This window comes from Pseudomonas phoenicis (genome assembly GCF_047302395.1).
Taxonomy (GTDB): Bacteria; Pseudomonadota; Gammaproteobacteria; order Pseudomonadales; family Pseudomonadaceae; genus Aquipseudomonas.
Window position 1 is genome coordinate 3,909,054 of the sequence record NZ_CP154852.1, and the last position, 25,780, is coordinate 3,934,833.

The window sequence follows — 25,780 nt, forward strand, 5'->3', positions numbered from 1 at the left end:
GCCTCAGGCAGCCACATTGCTCAATACCAGCTTGTGATGACGCATCGGTTTGGGCCGTATGCTCGCCTCCCCATGGTGGCGACGCGCAACGCGCAGCACGCCCCACAAGAACGCCAACGCCACCACTGCCCAAGCACTCATCAAGCTAAAAAGGGTCATCGCCAGGTTCATTGAAAGCTCCTTTGCTTTGCGGTCCTCTCTAGATAAATGACTGCCTGGATGGCGGGTCATTCCAATGGATCGGTCAGCGCTCCCGACCAACGGCCATCACACGTGGCCGCTGCTGTTGACGATGCGCAGGCACAGCGCCTCATAGGGGTCCAGATTGATCATCAAACGACCGTCTTCGGTCAAATCGCCTTCCACCGTCTCGTTGATCATGTCCACGACGGTGCCAGGGGTGAAGCCGTTCAATTGCAGCTCCTCGGCGATCACCGTCTGGCCAAAGTTCAGCGCGCTGATCTGGGTACCGCGTCCGGCCGGCAGCTCGTGCACCATCACCAACAGCCCAGGGCTGGTCACATCGGGCACGAGGATTTGCCGGGCGGTGGCAATGCCGTAGGCCTGGCGCACGGCCAACAGCTTCTTCACCTTGCAGGCGAACGAGTCGCCCCGCTCCATTTGCGCATCGAGACTGCCATACAGTGCGCGTGCGCGTGGCATGCCGCGTACCGAAGTCTCGTTGTCGGGTGCCAGCCCGGCCAGATCGTAGCCTCCGCGGTGGATCCAGCGCGTGTCGCCGTCGAGCATGCGCTCGGCCACCGCTTCGGCCGGCAGCGGCAGGGCGCCCACCATGTCCCAACCCGACAGCGCCACCACGCCTGGTTGCATGGCGTTGTACATGACCAGCAGCAGGTGCACCTTCTGGATCTGCTCGATGTCGGCTTCGCTGATGTCGGCCAGATCGCGAATGCCCAGCGCGGCGGTGATCAGGCTGGCCGTGGTGCAGGAAATCCCGTTGGTGACGAAGCGCAGGTTGTACGGCGCATGCTCGCCCGACAGGCGTTCGTAGATCTCCTCGCGAATGTGCTCGCGCAAGATGCTGCCCGGCAACGTCTGGCCTTTGTAGTGGTACATGTCGTGGGCATGCAGGGTCCAGAAGTGCACCAGCTCCACGGTCAGTTCGTCATGGTTCTGCAGCGCATGGATGAGCGAAGCGGGGTCGATGTCGAAGGCCTGCATCTCCTTGAACATCAGGCGCAGGAACTCGGTGTCGCCGGTCAGCAGCGCATGCTGGTAGGCCGGGCGGGTGATGAAGTCGTACGAGAGGTCGGCGCCGCCCTTGGACATGCCGGCGATGTCGTCCAGGGTCAGGTTCAGTTCCTGGAAACTGAAACCGCCGGCTTTGCGGATCATGCCGCCGATGATCTGGTTGCCCACCAGGGACAATGGGTGGCTTTCCGACCAGGCCGTGCCTTCGGCGCGGGTTTCCACGCCCAGGAAGCCGTTGGCGTCCAGGCGCAGGCCACGCGCGCCGAGGCAGTCGAGCGCGTGCAGGGCATCGCCGATGATCATCTGCTGGGCGGTGAAGCTCGGGTCGAGCCAGTTCAGCGACGGCTGGCCTTCCTTGAAGTAATGCAGGTAGACCCAGCGCCGCGTCACCCCATCCACACCGGTGACGGGCGGGGTAGCGCTCCAGTCGGTTTCCTTGACGCCGGGCTCGAAGAAGATCACCCGTTGCAACTGGCCGACGATGTAGTGACGGGCCTTGAGTTCGTCGCACTGCGCCGGCAGCAGGTTCACCGCGTCGCGACCCGCGGGCACGTCGGGCAGCAGGTTCCAGTCTTCTTCGCGGATCTCGACCATGTGGTAGAGCCCCGGATAGGCGCCGTGGCCCATTTCTGCCAGGCGGAAGTCTGCGCCCTTGCCGGTATGCGAGGGGATCAGGTCGTCGATGGTCACGGCGTTGTGCGCAGCGGCCAGGCGGCTCATCTGCACCAGTTCCTGTTCGGTGCCGTAGAGCGGGTCGATGTCGAAGCTGATGCGATCGAAGTTGCCGTCCACGCTGGGTGTGAAGTCGCGTTCGCGCACGCCACCGGACCGCTTGATCGGGCCGGTGTGGATGCCTTGCACGCCCATGTCGGACAGGCGTTTCCACAGTGCCTCATGGCCGAGAGCGCCCAATACCGAGCAGCCTTCGGGGGCGATGATGGCGTCGGGGTAGACCGTCAGCCACACCGACGCGATCTGCGTGGCGCGGCGCGGCTGGGCCTCGGCGAAAGGGTTGAGCCACAGGCGCGATTGGCCGGAATAGAGCCGTGCTCGGTCCTGGGAGGCTTTGAGCATCGACTGGTCTTCGAGCCATTTCACATACGACGGGTCGGGGTGCGACATCGGGCGTCCTCTTTGTGCGCAGTTCCTGGGTATGTGTGTATGACGATGCCGCGCGCGGTACGTTCGTCCGGGATCGCCAGTCGGCCGATCGCGCACGTGCGTGTTGCGCCGGCCCACCGAAGTTGGCACGCTTGCTCGCGCTTTGGCACGCGAGCGCGGTGCCATCGACCAAGCCACATCCACGCTAAGACACAAGGAACCACCAGGTTGAACTGGGAAAAAGTCGGTAAGTCCCTTGCGGGCGTCTTGGTCGCGCTGGTCTGCGTGGCTGCGCTGTACCTGGTGTTCAGGCACGATCCGCAGCTCGAGGCCGAGCTGACCTACCAGTCTTTGACCTATCCCAGTCAATTCAGCGAGCGCATCAGCCAGACCAACGATGCGCTCAAGTACGAGCAGCTGTACGACCATGCCCGCAGCATCGCTGGCGACGCGCTGAGCCACGATCAGCTCGACAAGTTCGTCGACCTGGCCCAGGCGCCATACCGCACGCTGTTCGCCAAGCCGTTCGAGGCCGGCTTGGTGGACCACCGCACAGGCCTGTTCATCACCTTGCGCAACGACGGCGAAACGCCAATCCGCAACGTGCGCATCCGCCTGCCGGTCAAGGGCCTGGTCCAGGTACGGGACGAGGCGGGCAACGACAACCTGCTGGAAAACGCCACCAGTACGGTGGAAATCCCGGCCATCGGCGGCGACGCCCAGGCCCGGGTATGGATCTATTTCGACGGCGACTACGCGCAGATCGCCCAGGCCGGAGTGCGCATCAGCCATGAAGGCGGGGAAGCGCGGGTCAAGGTGTTCGAATCGTTCGCCGGCATCCAGGCCAGCGTGGCGCGCTATGCCACCGAACTGGTCGTGGCGTTGGTCTGGTTGCTGCTGACCTTGCTGGGCCTGGGCTACATCTGCCTGCTGCAGCATCGTGCGTTGGCGGTCAAGGCCAAGCATGGGCACGGGTCGACCGAACGCTGAGCGGCGGTCGCCTGGCCGAGTTCTGAACCAGATAAAATAGTCGCCGCTGCTCGATGCCGATTAGCCGCGATGGGCTGCGAAGCAGTTCCAAGTGACACCACTGCGGCTCAATCGGTAGGCATTACGCCCTTGTCTGTCCCCTTTTTTCGACTGGGCTGTCATCTAGGGCAAATGATCCCTACGAGAGCCGTACCATGCCCGCATTTCCACGCCACCGCCCACGCTTGGCGTCTTCGATTTCTGCGCCCACCCTGTGTCTGGTCCTGGGGTGGGGCGCCATGCCCGCGCAGGCTTTAGCCGAAACCGCTCCACGCAGCTTCCAGATTCCGGCAGGCAGCCTGGGCGCCGCGCTGACCCGTTTCGCCGGGCAGGCCGGTGTCAGCCTGTCGGTGGAGCCGGCCCTGGTGGCCGGGCGGCAAAGCCCGGCGCTATCCGGCCGCTACAGCGTGCAGGAAGGCTTCGCCCGCCTGCTGCAAGGCAGCGGGCTGCAATTGCAGACGGTGGGCACCGACAGCTACACCCTGGTGCCCAGCCCCGGCTCGGCCGACGTGCTGGAAATCGCCCCGACCACCATCCAGAGCGCGCAGAACAGTGGCGCGGTGGACGCCGAGCGCTACGCTGGCGGCCAGGTCACCCGTCGCGGCTCCCAGGGCCTGCTGGGCGCACGCGACTTCATGGACACGCCCTTCAGCATGACCAGCTACAGCAGCGAAGGCATCCAGGCCCAGCAGGCGCGCACCCTGGGCGACATGGTCGCCAGCGACCCTTCGGTGCGGACCACCAACCCGGCGGGCGGGCGCTTCGAACAGTTCACCGTGCGTGGCCTGAGCCTGTTCAACAGCGACGTGTCCTATGGCGGCTTGTACGGCATCTTGCCGACCTACAGCATCGACATGGAAATGGCCGACCGCGTCGACATCATCAAAGGCCCCAGCCAGCTGATCAACGGCATTTCCCCGCGTGGCAGCGTCGGCGGCGGCATCAACGTCGTGCCCAAGCATGCCGGCGACGACCCGCTGACCGCGTTCACCGCCAGCTACGCCTCCGACAGCCAACTGGGCGGCGCGGTGGACATCGCACGGCGTTTCGGCGAGGGCGATCAGTTCGGCGTACGCTTCAACGGCGTCAAGCAATCGGGCGATACGCCCTGGGACCATCAGAGCGTCGACCGGCAAATGGCCGTGCTCGGCCTGGACTTTCGTGGCGAGCGTCTGCGCCTGTCGGCCGACATGGGCCACACCGAACGCGATACCGACGCACCGCAGGAACGGGTGATCGTCGGCGCGCGGGCCAAGGTGCCCGATGCCGACAAGGTGCGCGACAACTATGCGCAGTCCTGGAGCAAGGCGCGCACCAACGACACCTTCGGCATGCTCAACGCCGAATACGACATCAACGACTCGCTGCTGGCCTATGGCGCGGTCGGGGCGCGCAAAAGCGACCACGACTTCCTGCGCCACAACGTGCCGGTCTCCAACGATGCCGGCGATTTCAGCGTGCAGCCGCGCGACTTCACCCGTGACGAGAACGTGCGCACGGGCTTGGCCGGTTTGCGCAACTGGTTCCACACCGGCCCGGTCAGCCATGAGCTGAACCTGGCCGCCAGCTATTTCTACATGGACTTCGAAAACGACGGCGGGCGCTACGCCGCAGCGCCCAGCAACCTCTACGACCCGGTACCGACACCTACCCCAGCTAGGCCTACGCGCCTGGACGACAAGGTCTACACGGAAAATCGTTTCACCGGCGTCGCACTGTCCGACACCCTGGGCTTTTTCGACGACCGCCTGTTGCTGACCTTGGGCGCCCGCTGGCAACGCGTGCAAGTCGACGACTGGAGCAACGGCATCAAAGGCGACACGGCCTACGACGAGGAAAAACTCTCGCCTTCGGCCGGTGTGGTGTTCAAGGCCACCGAGCAGTTGTCGCTGTACGCCAACTACATGGAAGGCTTGAGCCAGGGCAAGATCGCGCCCAGCACCTCGATCAACGAAGACGAGATCTTCCCGCCGTTCATCAGTCGCCAGGTGGAAGTCGGCGCGAAATACGATTTCGGCCGTTACGCCGTGACCGCCAGCGCTTTCCGTATCAAGCAGCCTGCCTATGAAACCAACACCGGCACCCGTGTGTTCGGCCCCAACGGCAAACGCGAGAACACCGGCCTTGAGTTGAACGTGTTCGGTGAGCCGCTCGACGGCCTGCGCCTGCTGGGTGGGATCATGTACATCCACAGCGAGCTGCGCGATACCCTCGACGGGCAATTCGATGGCAACCGGGCGCCGGCGACGCCGCGTTACAACGTCAACCTGGGCGCCGAATGGGACGTGCCGCAGCTGAGCGGGCTGACGCTGACCGCGCGGGGCATCCACTCCAGCTCGCAGTACCTGGACCAGTCCAACAGCAAGCAGATCGACGGCTGGGAACGCTTCGACCTGGGCGCGCGCTACGCCTTCAAGGTCGAAGGACGTGACGTGACCCTGCGCGCCAATGTCGAGAACGTGCTCAACGACCGCTATTGGGCCTCGGCGGGGGCTTCCGACGACAGTGAGGCCGGCTTGACGCTGTCTTCGCCGCGCACATGGCTGCTGTCCACCACCGTAGCGTTCTGAGGCGAGCGCCGGCCTGGAAGGTCCGATCCAGGCCGGCTTACCTGAACCCGCATACGCGTCTGTGAAGCCTTGATCGCCAACTTTCCGGCGCCGTGTTCGGGGCGTCTGTGGGCTCATTGCCCCGTACTTTTGCGTCTGAGCCGAGCGCCTCTTGGCAGGCGCATCGCAACCCTGCAAACTCCGCGCACGCCAGGTCAGGTCTGGCCTCAAGCAAAGGCACTGCACTGCCGATACAGTGAAATCGCCGCCCAGGCGCGATGGCACAATGCAATCTTCGGGCGCATCCTGCACAAACTATTCAGGCCCACTACGGTCAGTCACAGCAGGCCGGCCATTTCGGCTTTTCTTCCCTTTTGGAGCACACGGCACATGGCAGCATTGCAGGGCAGTACGTTGGACGCGATCAACGACAATCAAAGCCAACTACTGGATGGGTGGATCGCCAGCCTGGAAGCCAACGGCGCTACGCGCAACCTCAAGGAACAGGAGCTGCGCCAGCAGACCAGCGGCTTTCTCAGCCTGCTGCTGATGAGCCTGAAGGAAGGCACCATGACAGGCGCAGGCTCCGACGAACTGCGGCGCTTCCTGGAAAAGCTGTCCGCCTCGCGCGCGCAGCTCGGCCACGATTCGCACCAGACCGCGTTCTTCATCTTTGCCCTCAAAGGCCCACTGTTCCAGCTTTTGCAACAGCACTACCAGGATCAACCGGCCGTGCTGGCCGAGCAACTGCTGGTAGTTTCCGAACTGCTCGACAGCCTGGGCATGCACACCGTGCGCGCCTACCAAGTTACCCGTGAAGCGGTGATCCGTCGCCAGCAGGAGGAACTGCTCGAACTGTCCACCCCAGTGGTCAAGCTGTGGGATGGCGTGCTGGCGCTGCCGCTGATCGGCACCCTCGATTCGCAACGCAGCCAGACCGTGATGGAATCCCTGTTGCAACGCATCATCGACACCGGTTCGGAAATCGCCATCATCGACATCACCGGCGTGCCTACCGTCGACACCCTGGTCGCCCAGCACTTGCTCAAGACAGTCACCGCCATCCGCCTGATGGGCGCCGACTGCATCATCAGCGGCATTCGCCCACAGATCGCCCAGACCATCGTGCACCTGGGCCTGGACCTGAGCACCATCACCACCAAGGCCAACCTGGCCGATGCGCTGAAGCTGGCGATCAAGCGCCTGGACATCGGCGCAGACCAGCGGGGTTGAGGCATGGAGCGTATTCCGATCCTGCAGATGGGCGAGTTCCTGCTGGTCACCATTCAGGTCGACATGCATGACCAACTTGCGTTGAACCTGCAGGAAGACCTCACCGAGCGCATCAGCCGCACGTCAGCGCGCGGCGTGCTGATCGACATTTCCGCACTGGACATGGTCGACTCCTTCATCGGCCGCATGATCGCCAGCATTTCCGGCCTGTCGCGGATCATGGACGCGCAGACCATGCTGGTTGGCATGCAACCGGCCGTGGCCATCACCCTGGTCGAGCTGGGCCTGACCCTGCCGGGCGTCAGCACTGCACTCAATGTCGAGCGCGGCATGCAGATTCTGCGGCAACGGGTGGCGCAACGATGAACGTCATGCAAAGCGGTAGCCTGCCGGTGCGCCTGGAACAGGACGTCGTATTGGCGCGCCAGTTCGTGCGCAAGCTGGCCGCCGACCATGGCATGCGCCTGGTCGACCTGACCAAGCTGGTCACGGCCGTCAGTGAGCTGGCACGCAACACCGTGGTCTATGGCGGCGGCGGCGACATGGACTGGTCGGTACTCGACCGCATGGGCCGGGTGGGGCTGAGCATGCTGTTCCGCGACGAAGGCCCCGGCATCGCCGACACACGCCTGGCCCTCACCGATGGCTGGACTTCCGGCAATGGTATGGGCCTGGGACTGACCGGCGCACGCCGCTTGGTCGATGAGTTCGAGCTGGATACCGCGCCTGGGGAAGGTACACGGATCACGATCACACGATGGATATGACGCTTACCGCCAGTCTGACCCTGGTGCTGACCGTCGACGACCCCAGCCAGGTCGGACATGCCCGGCGTACAGCGCAAACGCTGGCTCAGACGCTGGGTTTCGACGAGACCGACGCGGCACGTGTGGCGCTGGTCGCCACGGAGCTGGCGAGCAATCTGCTCAAGCATGCCGGGCAGGGCGTGCTGCACCTGCGCCGCTTGACCAGCGCCCGGGGCAGGGCGGGCGTAGAGCTGCTCAGCATCGACCGGGGTCAAGGTTTCGACCCTTTGCAATGCATGATCGACGGGTTTTCCTCGAGCGGCACGCAGGGCATCGGGCTGGGCAGCGTGGCGCGCGGCGTCCAGGTGTTCGACGTGCACAGCGACAGATACGGTTCGGTGGTGCTCGCACGGTTGTATGCAGGGACTGGCGCCGACGACGACTTGCGCATTGGCGTCAGCCAGCATTCGTTGCACGGCGATCCGGCCTGTGGCGACACCTGGCAGGTGGCCCTGCGCGATGGCGGTTTGAGTGCGCTGGTGGTCGACGGCCTTGGCCATGGCGAAGAGGCCGAGCATGCTGCCCAGGCAGGCGCTCGGGCGTTCGGCCAAGCGCCGTTCGACGCGCCGCAATACGTCCTCGAACGGATGCATTCGGCCATGTGCGGCAGCCGTGGAGGCGCCGTGGGCATGGCCCAGTACGAGGCCGGCGAGCACAAGTTGCGCTATCTCGGCGTCGGCAACATCGGCGCTACCCTGGTCAAAGGCGACGGCAGCCGCGGGCTGGCTTCGCTGTCCGGCATCGTCGGTGGGCAGTACCGCAAGGCGCAGGTGTTCGAACAGCCCGATATCGACAATCACTTGCTGATCCTCTACAGCGACGGCTTGCAGTCGCGCTGGAACCTGAACAATTACCCTGGCCTGGTCCATCGTCATCCGGCAGTGATCGCTGCCGTGCTGCACCGCGACTTCTGTCGCGGCCGCGACGACGTGACGGTGCTGGTCATCGACCTGGAACTCAGCCATGCCTGATTCTCTCCCTCTCGACGCTGCCCAACAGGCGGCGCTGATCACACGCTTGCAGGCCGAGACCCTGGCCCTGCGCGCCGAACTGGACGACACCAACCAGGGCGTGCTGGCACTGTATGCCGAGCTGGACAACCAGGCCGAGCAACTGCGCCAGGCCTCGGAGCTCAAGAGTCGCTTCCTGGCTTACATGAGCCACGAGTTCCGCACGCCGCTGGGTTCGATCCTCAGCATCACGAGGTTGCTGGCCGACGAACTGGACGGCCCGTTGTCGGGCGAACAGCACAAGCAGGTGGCCTTCGTCAGCGCCGCCACCCGCGAGCTGTCGGACATGGTCGACGACCTGCTGGACCTGGCCAAGATCGAAGCCGGGCGCATCACCATCTCGCCAGGCTGGTTCGACATGCTCGACCTGTTCTCGGCCCTGCGCGGCATGTTCCGCCCCATCGTCGACAGCAGCTCCGTGGATCTGATCTTCGAAGAGTCCGAGGGTTTGCCACGGCTGTATACCGACGACAAGAAACTCACGCAGATCCTGCGCAATTTCATTTCCAATGCCTTGAAATTCACCACCCGTGGCGAGGTACGCGTGTCTGCCCAGCTGCTGGGTGAAGACCGCGTGCGCTTCGCCGTCAGCGATACGGGCATCGGCATCGCCCCCGAACTGCTCGGTGCGCTGTTCGAAGACTTCAGCCAGGTCGACTCGCCGTTGCAAAAGCGTCTGCGCGGCACCGGCCTGGGCCTGTCGCTGTGCAAACGCTTCGCCGAACTGTTGGGCGGCGAGGTCGGCGTGCTGAGCGAGCCGAGCAAAGGCTCGACGTTCTACGTGGTGATTCCTCTGGCGCTGACCCGGGAGCGTGCCGATGCGCAATGACGAGCGCTTGCTGATCGTCGACGACAACCTGGTGACCCGCTACGCGTTGCGGCGACGCCTGGCCCTGCACGGCTTCGAAGTGCTCGAGGCCGGTACCGGGGGGGAAGGCCTGGCGCTGCTGGCGGAGACGGCGGTCGATGCACTGATCCTCGACGTCAACCTGCCGGACATGAGCGGTTTCGACGTGGTACGGCGGCTGCGCCAGGACAGCCGCACCGCGCTGCTGCCGATCATTCACGTCTCGGCGGCGGCGATCCAGACCGGCGACATCATCACCGGCCTGGACAACGGCGCCGACGCCTACCTGATTCATCCGGTGGATCCTGACGTGCTGCTGGCGACCCTGCGTACGTTGTTGCGGGTGCGCGACACCGAACGCGCCCTGCGCGAAAGCGAGGCGCGCTTCCGCGAAATCTTCAACAACGTGTCGGCGCCGATCGCCGTACTCGACGCCGAACTCAAGGTGCACGAGTGCAACCACGCCTTTGCCACCCTGATGTTGGACAACCAAACCCCGGGCTACCTGCGCGAGTGCTTTGCCGAAGGACAGGAGGCGGTGTTGCAGGCCTTGCGCCTGCACCTGGCCGAGGGTGCGCGCTGGCGCGGCATGCTGGGCATGAGCCAGCACGGTCAGTTGCGCGAAACCGAATGGCAGCTGTCGCCGTACCGCTCACCCGGCCTGTGCCTGGTGTTCGTCGAAGACGTCACCGAGCACCGCCATCGCGAGCGTTCGCACTTGGCGCGCCTGGACGATGCCAACAGCCAACTGGCCAAGGAAGTGGCCGAGCGCGCGCGCACCGAAGCGCAGTTGCTGCAGATGCAGAAGATGGACGGCCTGGGCCGCCTGACCGGTGGCATCGCCCACGACTTCAACAACTTGCTGACCGGCATCATCACCAGCTTGGAACTGATGCGTAAGCGCATCGGCGAGGGCCGCCTGGAGCGCATCCCCACCTATGCCGACGCCGCGTTGAACTCGGCCATGAGCGCCGCCTCCTTGACCCACCGACTGCTGGCTTTCGCCCGTCAGCAGCCGCTGGACACGCGTCCGGTGGACGTCAATCGCAATGTGCTGTCGTTGCAAGACCTGCTCACCCGCACCATCGGCGAGCGCATTCGCCTGGTACTGTCGTTGTCGAACCGCCCGGCCATCGCGTCGGTGGACCCCGTGCAGTTGGAAAGCGCGGTGCTCAACCTGATCATCAACGCCCGGGACGCTTTGCCCAAGGGCGGTACCATCGAGGTCACCACCTCGCCGGTGTGGTCCAGCGGCGACCCCAACCTCAAGGATGGGCCGTACGTCTCGCTGAGGGTGCGCGACGATGGCGCCGGCATCGAGCCGGCAGTGTTGGACAAGGTCTTCGACCCGTTCTTCACCACCAAGCCACTGGGGCAGGGCACGGGCCTGGGCTTGTCGACCATCTATGGCTTCGCCCGTCAGTCCGGCGGCAACGTGCTGCTGCGCAGTAGCGTCGGGCATGGCACCGAGGTGACGCTGATGCTGCCCGCCAGCGGCGAGGCTGCGGATATCGCCACGCCACCCGCGCGGTTGGAGCGGCCGGGCAAGGGCGAGCATGTACTGGTGGTGGAAGACATGGCGTCGGTGCGGGTGTCGGTGGTCGAAGTGCTGCTCGATGCCGGCTACCGCTGCAGCCAGGCCGACTCCGTGGAACAGGCCCTGGACTGCATCCGCCATGACGCCAGTGTCGACCTGCTGCTCAGCGATGTCGGCCTGCCGGCCATGAGCGGCCGTGAACTGGTGGACATGGCGCGCACCTACCGCCCTGGCTTGCCAGCGCTGCTGATGACCGGCTATGCCGAGACGGCCCTCGACAAGCAGGCGTTTCTCGGTGAGGACATGGACATGCTGACCAAGCCGTTCCACATCGCGGACTTGCTGGAGAAGGTACGTCAGGCCCTAGGCTGACATCGCACCGAAGGCCGAATGCAGTGGGCGCCTGCGCAGCGCGCCTGGTAGCGCCAATCTTGTAATAGCGGCCGGTTCGGCGCTCCGATCGGCCGCGATGGCCTGCGCAGCAGGCCTGGTAGCGTCGATCGGTTTCTGTCAGGCGATCAGCGGTGCCTGAAGTGGGGCGGCGATGCCGCCCATCGCGGCTTAAGCCGCTCCTACAGGGAGCCTGCGCAGCGGGCCTGGTAGCGCCTAGCGCCGAGCCCTTGTAGGGACGGCCGGTTCGGTGCCTCGATCATTAGCGAGGGGCCGCACCGCCTGCGTCGTCCCAGCCGAGGTCCCGCCGGACCTTCAGGCCGGCCTTGCGCTTTGGATCGGGCACTTCAACACCAGTCTGGCACCGCCCAACTCGCTGTCACCGATCTCCAGCTCGTAGCCATGCAGGTCGACGATGGCCGCCACGATCGACAGCCCCAACCCGAACCCCGCATGGCGGTGACCTTCCTCGCTGCGGTAGAAACGCTTGAGCACGGCCTGGCGCTCATCGATCGGGATGCCAGGCCCGCTGTCTTCAACGGCAACTCGCAGTGCTTTGTCATCGACGCTGGCGACAATGCGCACCTGGCCGCCTTCCGGGGTGAACTTGATGGCATTGCCCACCAGATTGGCCAGTGCTTCGAACAGCAGCTCGCGGTCGCCATTGAGCGGTGGCAACTGCGACGGCTGTTGCAGGCTCAAGCGGATGGCGCCGTCTTCGGCGAGTGGCAGATAGAAATCGTGCAGTTCCAGCAACAGACCGTGCGGGTCGAGTTCGAGGAAACCGGCACGGCGGCGGCGGTCTTCCAGTTCGCTGATGCGCAGCAGCCCACGGAAGCGCGCCATCAGCGTGTCGGTTTCGCCGATGGCCTGGTCCAGGGCCTCGGCCAGGGGGTCCTGGTCATGGCTTTGCTGGCGGATGCGGTACAGCTGGGCGCGCAGCCGGGTCAGTGGCGTGCGCAGGTCGTGGGCGATGTTGTCGCAGACGCCCTTGACCTCGTGCATCAGCCGCTCGATGCGGTCGAGCATGGCGTTGACGATGGCGGCCAGCATGTCCAGTTCGTCGCGCCGCGACGACAAAGGCAAGCGGTGGGTCAGATCGCCCGCGACGATCAGCTCGGCACTGGCCTGTACCGCACGGATACGCTTGAGCGGGCGTCGGCGCAGCCAGTACCAGCCGGCGAAACCCGGAATCAAGGTCAGGGAAATGCCCCACAGTAAGGCATCGAGGATGATCCGCGTGACCACGAACAGCGAGCCGTTGTCGCGCAGCAGCACCAGCCAGCGGCCGTCCTTGATCTGGATGGCGACGGCATCGCAGCTGTCCTGCGGCAAGTGCGGGTTGCCCACGTCCAGGCACTGCTTGAGCTCGTGGATCGTGCCGTCGAGTTCCAGACCCGGCGGGAACGCACGAACACGTCCGCCCAGCGGATTGAGCTTGGCGTCGAACAGCCCGTAGGCATCGAAGGCACGCTGCTCGAACGCTTCGCTCGCGACCAGGGCGTCGTCGAGCTGCTTGCCGCTCATGTGCGCGAACAGGTGCTGGCGTTGCAGCATGGAATGGCGGGTGAGCTTGTTCAGATAGCTCGACACCTCGAAGTACAGCACCCCCATGAGGATGCTGCTCCAGGCGACGAACAGAAAGCTGTACAGCGCCAGCAGGCGGCTGGTGGACGAACTCCAGCCCTTAGACGGGTTCGGCAATGGCATAGCCCGAGCCCCGTACCGTACGGATCAGCGGCGCCTGGCCGGGCGAGTCGATCTTCTTGCGCAGACGGCCGATGTGCACGTCGATCAGGTTGGTGCCCGGGTCGAAGTGATAGCCCCACACTTCCTCGAAGATCATCATCCGCGTGATCACCTGGCCGGCATGGCGCATCAGGTATTCGAGCAGCTTGTACTCGGTGGGCAGCAGGTTGAGGGTCTGCTCGCCGCGCCGGGCCTCGTGGCTGATCAGATCGAGCTCCAGATCGCAGACCTGCAGGCGGGTCTGGGTCACCGGCACGCTGTTGCGCCGCAGCAGCACTTCCACCCGTGCGGCCATCTCGTCGGAGGCGAACGGCTTGGTCAGGTAGTCGTCGCCCCCGGCACGCAGGCCGCGCACGCGTTCGTCGACGTCCGACAGTGCGCTGATCATCAGGATCGGCGTGGCGATCTTGAGGTTGCGCAGGGTGGTGACGATGGTAAGGCCGTCGACCTCGGGCAGCATGCGGTCGAGGGTGATCAGGTCGTAGCCGCCGCCGATGGCCTTGGACAACCCCTCGCGACCGTTGTCCGCCCAGTCCACCTCAAGGCCATGGCTGGTCAGCTCGGCGACGATTTCCTGGGCGGTGACGGCGTCATCTTCGATGGTCAGTACGCGGGGCATGCTTATACCTGGGCAGCGGGTTGAGTCCGGATTGTGCCAAAGAATAGCCGTTGGCCGATTTAAGAAAAATTCATCTGCCGTAAATGCGCGCGGGGTGCGACCGCCGGCGCCTACACCGGGTAGGTCGCGGCGGGCGCACCCCGCGTTGCACGTTGGGAACGTCAGTCGACCTTGACGATCCAGCCGGCCGGCGCTTCGACGTCACCGCTCTGGATGCCGGTCAGTTCGGCATACAGCTTCTGAGTGACCGGGCCGACGTTTTCCAGGTCGTGGAAGACATGCAGCTTGCCGTTGTATTCGATGCCGCCGATCGGTGTGATCACCGCCGCGGTACCGCAGGCGCCGGCTTCGATGAAACGGTCGAGCGCGTTGATTTCGACGTCGCCCTCGATGACTTTCAGGCCCAGGCGCGAGGCGGCCAGTTCCATCAGCGAGAGGCGGGTGATACCCGGCAGCACCGACGCCGATTTCGGCGTGACGAATTCGTCGTTGGCGGTGATGCCGAAGAAGTTCGCCGAGCCGACTTCCTCGATCTTGGTGTGGGTCAGCGGGTCGAGGTAGATGGCGTCGGCGAAGTTGGCTTTCTTCGCTTCGGCGCCCGGCTGCAGGCTGGCGGCGTAGTTGCCACCGACCTTGGCCGCGCCGGTGCCTTGTGGGGCGGCGCGGTCGAAGCTGGAGATCTGGAAGTTGTGCGGCTTCATGCCGCCCTTGAAGTACGAGCCCACCGGAATGGCGAAGACCGAGAAGATGAACTCGGGCGCGGTGCGCACACCGATGTTGTCACCGGTGCCGATCACGAACGGACGCAGGTACAGGGCGCCTTTGCCGTGCGGCGGCACGAATTTTTCGTTGGCCTTGACCACCTGCTTGCAGGCGTCGATGAACACCTCGGCCGGCACCTGTGGCATCAACAGGCGGGCGCAGCTGCGGGCCATGCGCGCGGCGTTCTGGTCGGGGCGGAACAGGTTGATCGAGCCGTCCTTGCAGCGGTAGGCCTTGAGGCCTTCGAAGCACTGCTGGCCGTAGTGCAGGGCAGTGGAGCCTTCGCTGATGTGCAGTACGTTGTCGTCGGTCAGGGTGCCGTTGTTCCACTCGCCGTTGCGCCACACGGACAGGTAGCGTTTGTCGGTCTTGATGTAGTCGAAGCCCAGCTTGTCCCAGTTAATGCTTTCGTTGCTCATGACACCCTCGATTGTCTTGTCCGTGCTGTTGATGCGCACACGCCACGATAATACAAACCGCGTCGGTTCGGAAACGCTCACCCGGCAAATGCGCACGGGGTCGAGGCGGCTCAGCGACCCGCCAGGTCGTCAGGGGTGTCGATGTCGAGCCAGATCCCGGGGTCGGCCACTTCGACTTCGAGACAGGCCTGGGCATGGGCTCGCAACACGGGGCGGCCGCCCTGATCGCCGCCGACCCGCTCCAGTTCGGGCCAGAATTGTCGGCCGAACAGCACCGGATGGCCGCGGCGGCCATCGTGGCAGGGCAGGACGATACGCTCCGCCGTCGCCGTTTCACGCAAGCGCAGCAGGGTGTCGGCCGCCAGCCAGGGCATGTCCCCCAACAACACCGCAAGCACGCAGGTTTGGCTTGCTCTCATTGCCCTTACGCCCGCCGCCAGGCTCGCGCCCATGCCTTGGTCGGCGTGCTGCGCGCGCACCACCCGCACCCCTTCGGGCAACGCCAGTGCCTGTGGGTCGTCGTGCCCGGCGATGACCACCCAGACCTCATCGAAGTGCGCCTGCGCACGGCGCACCGTGGTCGCCAGCACGGTCTGCCCGTCGCCCAGCCGCGCCAGACGTTTGTCGCTGCCGAAACGACGCCCCCGGCCCGCCGCCAGCACCAAGGCGGCGCAGGTCACAGCGCCTTCTGGGCAGACGGTACTCAGTTGCTTTGAACGCATGCCAGTGGCTCCCGGTCGGACCTCAATAAGCAGAATAAGCAGCCTATGGCTGCATATAACGACAGCATACCGACCGTGAGGCTTGAGAGATGAGCGATTCCGACTGTATTACGGCCAGCCAGCCGCTTGAGCTGACCATCAACGGCCAGCGCCAGACGCTGCAGGTGCAGCCCTGGCTGACCCTGCTCGATCTGTTGCGCGAGCGCCTGGACCTGACCGGCAGCAAGAAGGGCTGCGACCACGGCCAGTGCGGCGCCTGCACCGTGCTGCGCAACGGCCAGCGCGTCAATGCCTGCCTGACCCTGGCGATCATGTGCCAGGGCGACAGCATCACCACCATCGAAGGCCTGGCCGAAGACGGTCGCCTGCACCCCTTGCAGGAGGCGTTCATACGCCACGACGCCTTCCAGTGCGGCTACTGCACGCCCGGGCAGATCTGCTCGGCCGTAGCCCTGGCCACCGAAGGCAAGGCCCTGAGCCGTGCCGAGATCCAGGAAGGCATGAGCGGCAACCTGTGCCGCTGTGGCGCCTACGGCAACATCGTCGCGGCCGTGGAAGACGCGCTGCCCAAGATGATCGCCAGCGACCAGGGAGGGGCACGGCCATGATCCCGTTCGCCTACAGCAAGCCCACCGACATCGCCAGCGCCGTGGGTATGGCCGGTCCTACCACGCGCTTCATCGCCGGCGGCACCAACCTGCTCGACCTGATGAAAGAGAACGTCGCCCAGCCCGAACAACTGATCGATATCACCGGTCTGCCGCTGCGCGAGGTGAGTGCCAGCGCCACCGGCGGCCTGCTCATCGGCGCCCTGGTGGGCAATGCCGAATTGGCCCATCACCCCCGCGTACAGGCCGACTACCCGCTGTTGGCCGAGGCCATTCTCGCCGGCGCTTCGCCACAACTGCGCAACATGGCCAGCACCGGTGGCAACCTGCTGCAGCGCACACGCTGCCCGTATTTCTACGACACCGGCACGCCGTGCAACAAACGCGAGCCGGGCACTGGCTGCCCGGCGCGCACCGGCCTCAACCGTAACCATGCCATCTTCGGCGCCAGCGACCAGTGCGTTGCGACCCATCCTTCGGACATGTGCGTGGCCATGGCGGCGTTGGAAGCGACCGTGCACGTTCAGGGCAAGCAAGGCACCCGACAGATTCCGTTCGCCGAATTCCATCGCCTGCCGGGCGACCAGCCCCAGCGCGACAATTGCCTGGCCGAAGACGAGTTGATCACTGCCATAGAGCTGCCGGCACCGCGCTTCGCCAAGCACGCGCGTTACCTGAAGATCCGTGATCGTGCCTCCTATGCGTTCGCCTTGGTGTCGGTAGCCGCTGCTCTGGTCTTGGACGGCGACCGTATCGGTGAGCTGCGCCTGGCCCTGGGCGGTGTAGCACACAAACCCTGGCGCGATGCCGACCTCGAAGCGCGCTTCAAAGGTCGCCCGGCCACCGCCGCGACCTATGCCGAGATCGCCAAAGCCATGTTGCAGGGCGCGCAACCTCTGGAGCACAACGCCTTCAAGGTCAAGCTCGCGCACAACGCCATCATCCGTGCCCTGGGCCAAGCCCAGCAGCGCCAAGGAGCCACCTCATGAATGCGCACGTAAAGCCCGTCAGCGGGCAGCCGCTGGACCGCACCGACGGCCCGGCCAAGGTCAAGGGCGAGGCTCGCTATGCCGGTGAATACCCGGATGAAGGCCTGCTGTACGGCAGCGTGGTCTGCGGCAACATCGCCAAGGGGCGCATCCGTTCCATCGATTGCAGCGCAGCCCTGGCGCTGGAAGGGGTGGTCGAGGTGATCCATCACCTGAACCGACCGCCCATGGCGGGCGACGACAAGCCTTACCAGGACGATGACGCCGCCGACGGCCATCCGTTCCGCCCGCTGTTCAACGACCGCGTGCTGTACAGCGGTCAACCGCTGGCGCTGGTGATCGCCGAAAACCTGGAGCTGGCGCGTTACGCTGGCAGCCTGGTGCGCTTCGAGTTCGACACCCGTCCCCATGAAACCGACCTGCGCGCCGTGATCGACGAAGCGTATGAAGCGCCGGCCGAACTGCCCGAGCCCCGCGGTGATTTCGCCAAGGCATACGCGGCCGCACCGTTCAAGGTGGACGCCGAATACAGCACGCCCAACGAACACCACAACCCCATGGAGCCGCACGCCTCGACAGCGATCTACCAGAACGACGGCAGCCTGCTGATCCACGACAAGACCCAGGGCACGCAGAACAGCCAGGACTACGTGACCAGCGTATTCGAGCTGCCCAAGGAAAAGGTGCGCATCTGCGCCGCGTTCGTCGGCGGGGCGTTCGGCTCTGGTCTGCGCCCGCAGTACCAGCTGGCCCTGGCGGTCATGGGCGCGCTCAAGCTCAACCGCTCGGTGCGCGTCACGCTGACCCGGCAGCAGATGTTCACCTTCGGTTACCGCCCACGTACGTTGCAGAAGCTGGAACTGGGCGCCGACAGCGAAGGGCGTCTGCTGGCCATCCACCACACTGCGACCGGCCAGACCTCGCGCTTCGAAGACTTCAGCGAGCACGTGGTGGAATGGAGCGGCATGCTCTACCGCTGCGACAACGTCGCCATGACCTACAAGTTGGCGGCCCTGGATGTGTACACCCCTCTGGACATGCGCGCCCCGGGCGCGGCGCTCGGCCTGCTCGGTCTGGAGTGCGCCATGGACGAGCTGGCGGAAAAAGTCGGCATCGATCCTGTGGCCCTGCGCCGCATCAACTTCGCCGACAGCAACGGCAACGAGGGCAAGCCGTATTCGAGCAAGGCCCTGCTGGCCTGTTATGAAGAGGGTGCCCGCCGTTTCGGCTGGGAGCAGCGCAAACCTGCGCCGCGCAGCCAGCAAGAAGGCGACGAGCTGATCGGCTGGGGCATGGCCGGAGGCGTGTGGGAATCGATGCAGATGAAAGCCAGCGCCAAGGCACGCCTCGATGCCCAGGGCAAACTGTGGGTCAGCAGCGCCACCACCGACATCGGCACCGGCACCTACACCGTCATGACCCAGATCGCAGCCGACGCAGCCGGCATGGGCATGGAGGACGTGACCTTCCAGCTCGGTGACAGTTCGCTGCCGACCGCGCCGCTGCAAGGTGGATCGTTCACCGTATCGTCGGTAGGCTCGGCCGTGCGCCAGGCCTGTCAGTTGCTGCGCGGCAAACTCGTGGAGCTCGCCAAGTCGCGCTTCCCCGAGCTGTCGGAGGCGGCGGCGGAAGACTTCCAGGTGCAGGAAGGTCGGCTGCACGTGGGTGAGCAGGCGTTCGATCTCGACGCGCTGCTCCAGGGTGCCGACGATGATGCGCTCGAGGTGCAGATCACCGCCGAACCCGGCTCCAAGCGCCAGGGCTTCGCCTGCGCCACGCACTCAGCGGTGTTCGTCGAGGTGCGTGTCGACGAGGCGCTGGGCACCGTGCGTGTGAGCCGAGTGGTCAGCGCCGTGGCGGCGGGCCGTGTCATCAATCCCAAGACCGCGCGCAGCCAGATTCTCGGTGGCGTGGTGTGGGGCGTGGGCATGGCGCTGCACGAGCAGGCCGAGGTCGACCATAACCTGGGCCGGACCATGAACCACAACCTGGCCGAGTATCACATTCCGGTGAACGCCGACATGGGTGAGGTGGATGTGATCTTCGTCGACGAGCCGGACGACATCGTTAACGAACTGGGCTCCAAAGGTGTGGGCGAGATCGGTGTAGTGGGGGTGGCGGCCGCCATTTCCAACGCGCTCTATCACGCGACCGGTCGCCGGGTTCGTGACTACCCGCTGACCGTGGACAAGGTGTTGGGCTAAGCGATCGGGTTGCGACTTGGCGCCCATTCGCGCCAGGTCGCGCTGCGGTCTTCGTTGGAAGGGTGGGTTGAGCCGCCGATCGCATCGAACCTCTCGCCAGCAGATGCGCGGGCAGGCCGGAGCGCAGGCCACACATCCCAAGCATTTCTCTAACCGCATCGGCGGCCTTCCAGAATGCGCAAGCGCTGGAGGGCCGTTGGTCGCAAACCTCAAGCCGACCTGCTAGTTTGGTACACCCTTGGAGAAGTCGGCATCCTGCGGCGGGCTTTTCCCCTCTGGTCTGCGTTCAACTAGCGGAGTCCTCCTATGTCTTGCTCCTACACCCTGATGGCATCTCCCGTGGGCGTGCTCACCCTGGTGGCACGTGACGAACACCTCGCTGCCGTGCTCTGGGAGAACGAGCGTGAAAACCGTGTACGTCTGGGCGCTTTGCAGCGCGACGACGAGCACTCGCTGTTGCAGGAAACGGCCCGCCAACTGGGCGAATATTTCGCCGGCTCGCGTCAACGCTTCGATTTGCCGTTGGACTTCACCGGCACCGATTTCCAGCGCGAAGTCTGGTCGGCGCTGCTGACCATCCCCTTCGGCGAAACCCGCAGCTACGGCGAAATCGCCCGCCAGATCGGCAAACCCCAGGCCGTGCGCGCCGTCGGTGCTGCCAATGGTCGCAATCCCATTTCCATCGTCGCGCCGTGCCACCGCGTGATCGGTGCTTCGGGGCGCCTGACCGGCTTCGCCGGCGGCCTGCCAGCCAAGCAGTTGCTGCTCAAGCTCGAAGGCGGTCATGCCGTGCAGAGTGAGGCGGTCTGATCCCGTAGGGCACTTCGGGCGGTATCCGGGGGTATCTGTCATGCCCACGGCGCGAGCACTGCAGTGGACAGATGCAGCCATGCAGAAGTCAGCTGTCATGCAGCCATGCAGCCATGCAGAAGTCAGCTGTCATCACTCACCCGTGGGTCTTGTTCAGGCGATGTGCCGAGGCCAGGTCGATGGTGCCATGGCCATTGGGCCGGCGATGCCGGCCATCGCGGCTGATCGGAGCGCCGAACCGGACGCTCCTACATGGCATCGAACTTCTGTTGGAGCGGCTTCAGCCGCGATGGGCGGCATCGCCGCCCTAGTCCATGCGACGTGCAGGGTTCGGCGAACTCGCTTATAGGGTAAAGGGTTGCTTGGCGGCCCACCGCGGCTGATCGGAGCGCCGAATAGACAGCGCCTGCAAATTCGCGCTCAAGCCGCAATCAAATGTGCCAGCACCCCCAGCGCAAGCGCGATCAACATCACCCCCGACACCCGTTGCAGCGTCGGCAAGGCACGTTCGAAGCGCTGGCGCACCGTGTTGCGGCCAAACGCCGCTGCCACCAGCAAATCCCACAGCAGCACGATGCCGAACATCCATCCCGCGTAGGCCAGCTTCCAACCCAGGCTGCTGGCGCTGACCATACTCGCCAGGCTTGCATAGAACAGCGCGTTCTTCGGGTTGAGGATGGCGCAGACGAAGCCCGCCCCCAGATTGCTCCACCAGCCGCGTCGCGCGCTTGCTGTCGCATTGGCCGTCAACGGCGATCGCTGGCTGGCGTGACGCAAGAACAGCCCGCCGATGTACAGCAGATAAGCGCAGCCGGCCAGTTGCAGGACGACGAACAACGCGCTGTCCTCATGCAACAGCGATAGCCCGGCGAAGGCCATGCCGATGAACACGCCATTGGCCAGGGCGATCCCCAAGCAGGCGCCGCTGGCGACGCGCCAGCCGGACGTTGCGGCGTTGCGCACCACCAGGAAAAAATCCGGACCGGGCGACAGCAGCGCGAGGAAGTGGGCGAGGGCGATGAGCAGGAATTGTTCCATGGGGCGGACTCGTGAATGGATGAGGCCGCAGAGTCGCGCGGAGCGGGAGGGGTTGTATTGAACAATAGTGCGAGGGCAATGGTGATGGGGGCGGTGTCTAAGCCAAGTAGAGCCAGCTCTACAAAAATCGCTCAACGTCCTGCGCGATAGGCCCCCGGCGTAGTGCCGGCATGCACCTTGAACACCCGCTGGAAGTGGCTCTGGTCGGCAAACCCCAAGCGGTAGGCCACCTCCGCCAGATCGCCGCCCTGGCGCAGCAGCACCCGTGCCCGGTTGATACGCGCGTTCAACAGCCAGGCATGGGGTGTCATTCCGGTTGCGCGGCGACAGGCGCGGATCAAGGCATAGCGACCCAGCCCAGCCCAGCGCGCCAGATCCTCCAGGCTCAAATGCGCCAATCGCTCGTCGGCCAAGCCCTGCAAGCCTTCTTCCAGGTTCAGCGCGGCGGCATCCTCGGCGGGTGCCATGGGCAGGGCTGCGAAGGCCCGTTCGTCATGGTCGCCAATGAAATCAACCAGAGCGATTTCCTTCTCCAAGACACTGGCTTCGGAAAACAGCAGAGCGGTCAATTGGCAGAACTGCCGGTACAGGGCTGCATCCCGCGTGACCAGCGCCGCCGTGCCGGCCCCCTGGACGGCAATGCCACGCTCGTGCCGCAGACGCAGCAGCCACTCGGCGTCCAGATGCAGCATCTGATAACTCCACGCGCCACCCGGCTCGGGGTTGCAGGCATGCACCCGCTGCGCCGGCACCAGTACCAGCGTACCGGCCGTCAGGCGTTTGCTGCCGGGCCCGGCGCCGGAGAAATGGCTGACCCCGGAATCCACCGCCCCAATGGAGAATGTCGGATGGCTGTGTGCCTTGTAACAAGCGCGGCTGTGGCAGGCACGGCGCGCTTCGACGAAGGGCAGGGCAGGATCGTTCCAGTGTCGGCGGTCAGTCATGGGCAATGGAGCACGTGATGGAGGGCATGGGGAAGTCTACCCCCTGGACACCATACCGGTCATTCGTCGCGCCGGGCGCGAGCTTCGACGCGCTATGCCAAGGCCTGTGGAACAGCGACGCAGGCGTGTCTGGGTCAATAGTTCCAGCGCAGGCCCATATTCGCACCGATGCCTCGCTGCTCCCTGCCATCGAGGTCCTGACTGTAGTGCACGCCGCCGTGCACGCTGAAACGCTCGCTCAGCACCGCTACCAGGCCGGTCTCGACCTGCATCGAGGTATGTCGGTAATCGGTCTTGAGGCGGTCGCGTCGATCGAACTCCAGGGTGTCGCGCCCACCGTCTCCATGCCACAGGTTGACCTGCATGTAGGGTTGCAGCGAGGCAGCACCCTCTAAAGGCAAATCGCCTGCCACGCGGGCGCCAAGGCGGGCGGTCAATTCGGTTTGCGCATCGAAGTCCACCTGCGAGACCTGGTCGCGTACGCCTTCCACCTGGGTGCGCTGGGCGATGACCTGCGCCTGTGGTTCCAGGTACCAACGCGACGAGAGCGCGATGGGATAGCCGCTCTCCAAAGAAACCGTCCATACATTGCCGTCCAGGTCCAGACGCCCGCCACGGTCGGAGCGTGCACGGCCATCCAAACGGCTGTACTGCACCACAGCGTCGAAGTACCCCAGCTGGGGTCCGACCACGGTCCAATAGCCTGCGATGCTGTCTGTATCCAACCGCAGGTCGCCGACCTGGCGGTTTTCCTGAGCCAGGGCGAAGCCCTTGACGTCTGCGTCGAGTCGGCTGTGGCCGACGTAGAAGCCGAACTGCTGGCGATAGCCGCCGTCGGTGCTGAAGGCGAACAGATCTTGACCGGCCCGCCAGCCGGCGATATCGCCGTCCAGGCCGGGGTTGACCGTGCCGCTCCATTGCTGGCGTGTGCGACCACCGTAGGCCTGACCCCAACTGGCAGGCAACGCCCCGGATCCGGTCAGCAAACGCTGGTCGCCCTGGCGCTGGTGGAAAGTGCCCAGCGCTTGTCGAGCGGTCAGCGCGGCGGCGCGCGGTGCCACACCATAGACCGGCACTTCCGGCCGATACAGCGGCACGCTGTCGCTTGCAGCTGCAACGGGCAGCTCAGGTTGCCCCGGTGCAGGGGCGGCCACCGGCGGTGTGGTGGCCGGGGGCTGTACCACCTGTGGCGCGGTGGGTGGTATGACCACAGGCGGATCGACCGGTGCCTCGCCAGGGGGAACGACCACCGGAGTCTGCGTAGGCGGCACCTGCACCACCACGGGCGCTGCCAGAGTCGAACGCAGGTACCAGCTGTTTTCGCTGCCTGCTGTGAGCCCCCCCTTGAACAGCCGGTAGTCGTAAGCACCCGCCGACAGCGTCTGGGTCTGGACGAAGGCCGTTGCCGTACTGGTACTGCCCTGACCAGCTTCGACCACCTGAATGCCGTTGATCGTCGTCGTAGCGCCTACCCCGCCCAGGTTGTCGACCACAAGCAGCGTCCTGCCGTCGATGCTGCCTTGGTTGACCACCAGACGATCGGAAGGCGCATCATCGCCGGCGAGCACACTGTTGAGCTTGAGTACGCCGTCGCTGCCGACATAGTTGCCCTGTACCGTCAGACGACCCAACCCGTCGCGGCTGCTGAGGTCGATCAGCCCCGCGTTGTCGAGGGACGCTGAAGCATCGGCGGCGAACGGACTGATCGACCCACTGCGCGAGCGCAATGCGCTTGTGGCATCGATATTCAGATTGCCGCTATCGCTAGTAGCATCGCCCAGTACCCAATCGTCATCGAGCGTGAAACGGCTAGCGTCAGCCAGTTCGACCCGTTCCCAGTTCGGATACAGGGTGCCTTGACTCGCCTGGCTCTGCTCGAAACGCAACGAGTCCAGACCCTCGCCGCCGTCCACGGTGATGCGCAGTTGCTCAGGGCCAAGCTGGCGCAGCAGCGCCCGATCGTCCCCGGGGCCCATCTGCACGAGCCCGGCGATGGTGCCGCCGTCCCAGGTGAACCGATCGTTGCCAGTGCTCAGGAGTACGTCACCGCCCACACTGCCGCCGTGGATCAGCACCTGATCGTCACCACCGCTGACGCTGATGTTGCCGCCGATGGCACCGTCGAACCGCTCGACGTAGTCGCGGTCGAAGCCCGTCACCAGGTTGCGGTCGATGATGCCACCACGCATGAGAAACGTGTTCTGGTCCAGGCGCATGTTCACGGTGCCGATGCGGCCGCCATCCATTTCTGCGTAATCGCCACTGTCGAACGTGCCGACGATCCAGCCGTCACGCAGGAAAAAGCGGTCGAGGCCATCGCCCTGATTGACGCCGCCCGTAATCACGCCACCTGTCATGGTGAAGGTGTCGATGCCCGCGCCTTGATTGACCGATCCCTCGATACGGCCGGAAGCCATGTCCAACGCGTCTTCGCCAGGTCCGAACGTTACGTCGCCCGCGATCAGACCGGTGCCGCCGGCCGGCAGGCTGAGGCTGTTGTGGCCCTGCAAGTCGACCAACCCCGGCGCGCTGCCGCTGTCGCAGACGTAGGCGTCGTTACCCGGTCCGGGGTTGAACGTGCAAGCGGCGTAAAGATCGGGGGAGATAAACGAGGCGAGGGTAAGGCCGGTAGCCTTAAATAATGGGCGCATGGGGCGATTCCATGTCAGAGGATCGCCTCAAGACTGGGCGTGCGCCAAAAAGGTGACAACTGGCAAAAATGTCAGGTGGCGACCTCAAGGCGAGCGTTCAGTCGCGGTAGAACACCTGCACCAAGTGATAGCCGAACTTGCTCTTGACCGGCCCATGCACCACCCGCAGCGGCTTCCTGAAGATCACCTGATCGATGGCCCCGACCATCTGCCCCGGCCGGATCTCGCCAAGATCCCCGCCGCGCTTGCCCGAAGGGCAGGTGGAGAACTTGCGGGCCAGTACGTCGAAGGCTTCGCCCTTGTCGATGCGCTGCTTGAGCTGTTCGGCCTCGGCGGCGGTTTTGACCAGAATGTGGCGGGCTTGGGCTTTCATGGGTGTCCTGCGCAGCGTGCGAAAAAATGGCGGCCATTATGCCCAATGTGGCGGGGCTGTGCCCGCCCGGCGGTCCCGAAGGCGAGCGCCAGGCAAATGAGACATCGCTCACAGCCCGGTTTCGAAGCGACCTATGGGCTAGTCACTCTGTACTAGCATCAATGCTGTCCGCACACCC

Annotated in this window: 22 protein-coding genes; 12 read left to right on the forward strand and 10 right to left on the reverse strand. The window is 64.9% G+C overall.

What is annotated here, in order from left to right:
• Positions 1–3 precede the first annotated feature (3 nt).
• The gene (locus AA0Z93_RS17815) at positions 4–171 is read right to left on the reverse strand and encodes a hypothetical protein (protein WP_413047640.1); all 168 of its coding nucleotides are present in this window, start codon (positions 169–171) and stop codon (positions 4–6) included.
• Positions 172–267: 96 nt separating this feature from the next.
• Positions 268–2,334 carry a maltose alpha-D-glucosyltransferase gene (treS, locus tag AA0Z93_RS17820; RefSeq protein WP_413047639.1) on the reverse strand — a complete coding sequence of 689 codons (2,067 nt, stop codon included), beginning with the start codon at positions 2,332–2,334 and terminating at the stop codon, positions 268–270.
• Positions 2,335–2,541: 207 nt separating this feature from the next.
• Here treS and AA0Z93_RS17825 point away from each other — a divergent pair, with 207 nt between their 5' ends.
• The 8 genes from AA0Z93_RS17825 to AA0Z93_RS17860 all read left to right on the forward strand — a co-directional run bounded on the left by AA0Z93_RS17825 (position 2,542) and on the right by AA0Z93_RS17860 (position 11,696).
• Positions 2,542–3,303: a hypothetical protein gene (locus tag AA0Z93_RS17825; protein WP_413047638.1), complete on the forward strand. Its 762-nt coding sequence runs from the start codon at positions 2,542–2,544 to the stop codon at positions 3,301–3,303.
• A gap of 194 nt (positions 3,304–3,497) precedes the next feature.
• Positions 3,498–5,912, forward strand: coding sequence for a TonB-dependent siderophore receptor (locus tag AA0Z93_RS17830; RefSeq protein WP_413047637.1), 2,415 nt, complete (start codon positions 3,498–3,500; stop codon positions 5,910–5,912).
• A gap of 369 nt (positions 5,913–6,281) precedes the next feature.
• A complete protein-coding gene (locus tag AA0Z93_RS17835) occupies positions 6,282–7,124 on the forward strand; it encodes an STAS domain-containing protein (RefSeq protein ID WP_413047636.1) in 843 nt (280 codons plus the stop codon).
• 3 nt (positions 7,125–7,127) lie between these two features.
• Positions 7,128–7,490 carry an STAS domain-containing protein gene (locus AA0Z93_RS17840; RefSeq protein ID WP_296267764.1) on the forward strand — a complete coding sequence of 121 codons (363 nt, stop codon included), beginning with the start codon at positions 7,128–7,130 and terminating at the stop codon, positions 7,488–7,490.
• Positions 7,487–7,891, forward strand: a complete 405-nt coding sequence (locus AA0Z93_RS17845; protein ID WP_413047635.1) for an anti-sigma regulatory factor — start codon at positions 7,487–7,489, stop codon at positions 7,889–7,891. Before AA0Z93_RS17840 ends, AA0Z93_RS17845 begins: the two co-directional genes overlap by 4 nt.
• Complete coding sequence (locus AA0Z93_RS17850; protein WP_413048406.1) at positions 7,888–8,901, forward strand: ATP-binding protein; 1,014 nt, start codon at positions 7,888–7,890, stop codon at positions 8,899–8,901. Before AA0Z93_RS17845 ends, AA0Z93_RS17850 begins: the two co-directional genes overlap by 4 nt.
• Positions 8,894–9,769: a sensor histidine kinase gene (locus AA0Z93_RS17855; protein ID WP_413047634.1), complete on the forward strand. Its 876-nt coding sequence runs from the start codon at positions 8,894–8,896 to the stop codon at positions 9,767–9,769. Before AA0Z93_RS17850 ends, AA0Z93_RS17855 begins: the two co-directional genes overlap by 8 nt.
• Positions 9,759–11,696, forward strand: coding sequence for a response regulator (locus AA0Z93_RS17860; protein ID WP_413047633.1), 1,938 nt, complete (start codon positions 9,759–9,761; stop codon positions 11,694–11,696). Before AA0Z93_RS17855 ends, AA0Z93_RS17860 begins: the two co-directional genes overlap by 11 nt.
• A 333-nt stretch (positions 11,697–12,029) precedes the next feature.
• Here AA0Z93_RS17860 and AA0Z93_RS17865 read toward each other — a convergent pair whose 3' ends face one another.
• The 4 genes from AA0Z93_RS17865 to AA0Z93_RS17880 all read right to left on the reverse strand — a co-directional run bounded on the left by AA0Z93_RS17865 (position 12,030) and on the right by AA0Z93_RS17880 (position 15,985).
• Positions 12,030–13,424 (reverse strand): sensor histidine kinase, encoded by a 1,395-nt coding sequence (locus tag AA0Z93_RS17865; protein ID WP_413047632.1) that lies wholly within the window; start codon positions 13,422–13,424, stop codon positions 12,030–12,032.
• Entirely contained in the window at positions 13,402–14,082 is a 681-nt protein-coding gene (locus AA0Z93_RS17870; RefSeq protein ID WP_413047631.1) for a response regulator transcription factor, read from the reverse strand. Before AA0Z93_RS17870 ends, AA0Z93_RS17865 begins: the two co-directional genes overlap by 23 nt.
• A gap of 161 nt (positions 14,083–14,243) precedes the next feature.
• On the reverse strand, positions 14,244–15,263 hold the full coding sequence (locus AA0Z93_RS17875; protein WP_413047630.1) for a branched-chain amino acid aminotransferase: 1,020 nt from the start codon (positions 15,261–15,263) through the stop codon (positions 14,244–14,246).
• 110 nt (positions 15,264–15,373) lie between these two features.
• Positions 15,374–15,985: a nucleotidyltransferase family protein gene (locus AA0Z93_RS17880; protein WP_413047629.1), complete on the reverse strand. Its 612-nt coding sequence runs from the start codon at positions 15,983–15,985 to the stop codon at positions 15,374–15,376.
• Positions 15,986–16,074: 89 nt separating this feature from the next.
• Between AA0Z93_RS17880 and AA0Z93_RS17885 the strand changes: the two genes are divergently transcribed.
• The 4 genes from AA0Z93_RS17885 (at position 16,075) to AA0Z93_RS17900 (ending at position 20,596) form a co-directional block, all read left to right on the forward strand.
• Complete coding sequence (locus tag AA0Z93_RS17885) at positions 16,075–16,593, forward strand: (2Fe-2S)-binding protein (RefSeq protein WP_413047628.1); 519 nt, start codon at positions 16,075–16,077, stop codon at positions 16,591–16,593.
• Positions 16,590–17,582: an FAD binding domain-containing protein gene (locus AA0Z93_RS17890; protein ID WP_413047627.1), complete on the forward strand. Its 993-nt coding sequence runs from the start codon at positions 16,590–16,592 to the stop codon at positions 17,580–17,582. Before AA0Z93_RS17885 ends, AA0Z93_RS17890 begins: the two co-directional genes overlap by 4 nt.
• On the forward strand, positions 17,579–19,786 hold the full coding sequence (locus tag AA0Z93_RS17895) for a xanthine dehydrogenase family protein molybdopterin-binding subunit (protein ID WP_413047626.1): 2,208 nt from the start codon (positions 17,579–17,581) through the stop codon (positions 19,784–19,786). The genes AA0Z93_RS17890 and AA0Z93_RS17895 overlap by 4 nt, the downstream gene beginning before the upstream one ends.
• A gap of 306 nt (positions 19,787–20,092) precedes the next feature.
• The gene (locus AA0Z93_RS17900; protein WP_413047625.1) at positions 20,093–20,596 is read left to right on the forward strand and encodes a methylated-DNA--[protein]-cysteine S-methyltransferase; all 504 of its coding nucleotides are present in this window, start codon (positions 20,093–20,095) and stop codon (positions 20,594–20,596) included.
• Positions 20,597–21,016: 420 nt separating this feature from the next.
• Here the strand turns inward: AA0Z93_RS17900 and AA0Z93_RS17905 are convergent, their stop codons facing one another.
• From AA0Z93_RS17905 to AA0Z93_RS17920, 4 genes are all read right to left on the reverse strand, one after another.
• Entirely contained in the window at positions 21,017–21,634 is a 618-nt protein-coding gene (locus AA0Z93_RS17905; RefSeq protein ID WP_413047624.1) for a LysE family translocator, read from the reverse strand.
• A 131-nt stretch (positions 21,635–21,765) separates the two neighbouring features.
• Entirely contained in the window at positions 21,766–22,584 is an 819-nt protein-coding gene (locus AA0Z93_RS17910; RefSeq protein WP_413047623.1) for an AraC family transcriptional regulator, read from the reverse strand.
• A gap of 128 nt (positions 22,585–22,712) precedes the next feature.
• Positions 22,713–25,229: an autotransporter outer membrane beta-barrel domain-containing protein gene (locus AA0Z93_RS17915; RefSeq protein ID WP_413047622.1), complete on the reverse strand. Its 2,517-nt coding sequence runs from the start codon at positions 25,227–25,229 to the stop codon at positions 22,713–22,715.
• A gap of 97 nt (positions 25,230–25,326) precedes the next feature.
• Positions 25,327–25,602 carry a peptidylprolyl isomerase gene (locus AA0Z93_RS17920; RefSeq protein ID WP_413047621.1) on the reverse strand — a complete coding sequence of 92 codons (276 nt, stop codon included), beginning with the start codon at positions 25,600–25,602 and terminating at the stop codon, positions 25,327–25,329.
• Positions 25,603–25,780: the final 178 nt, after the last annotated feature.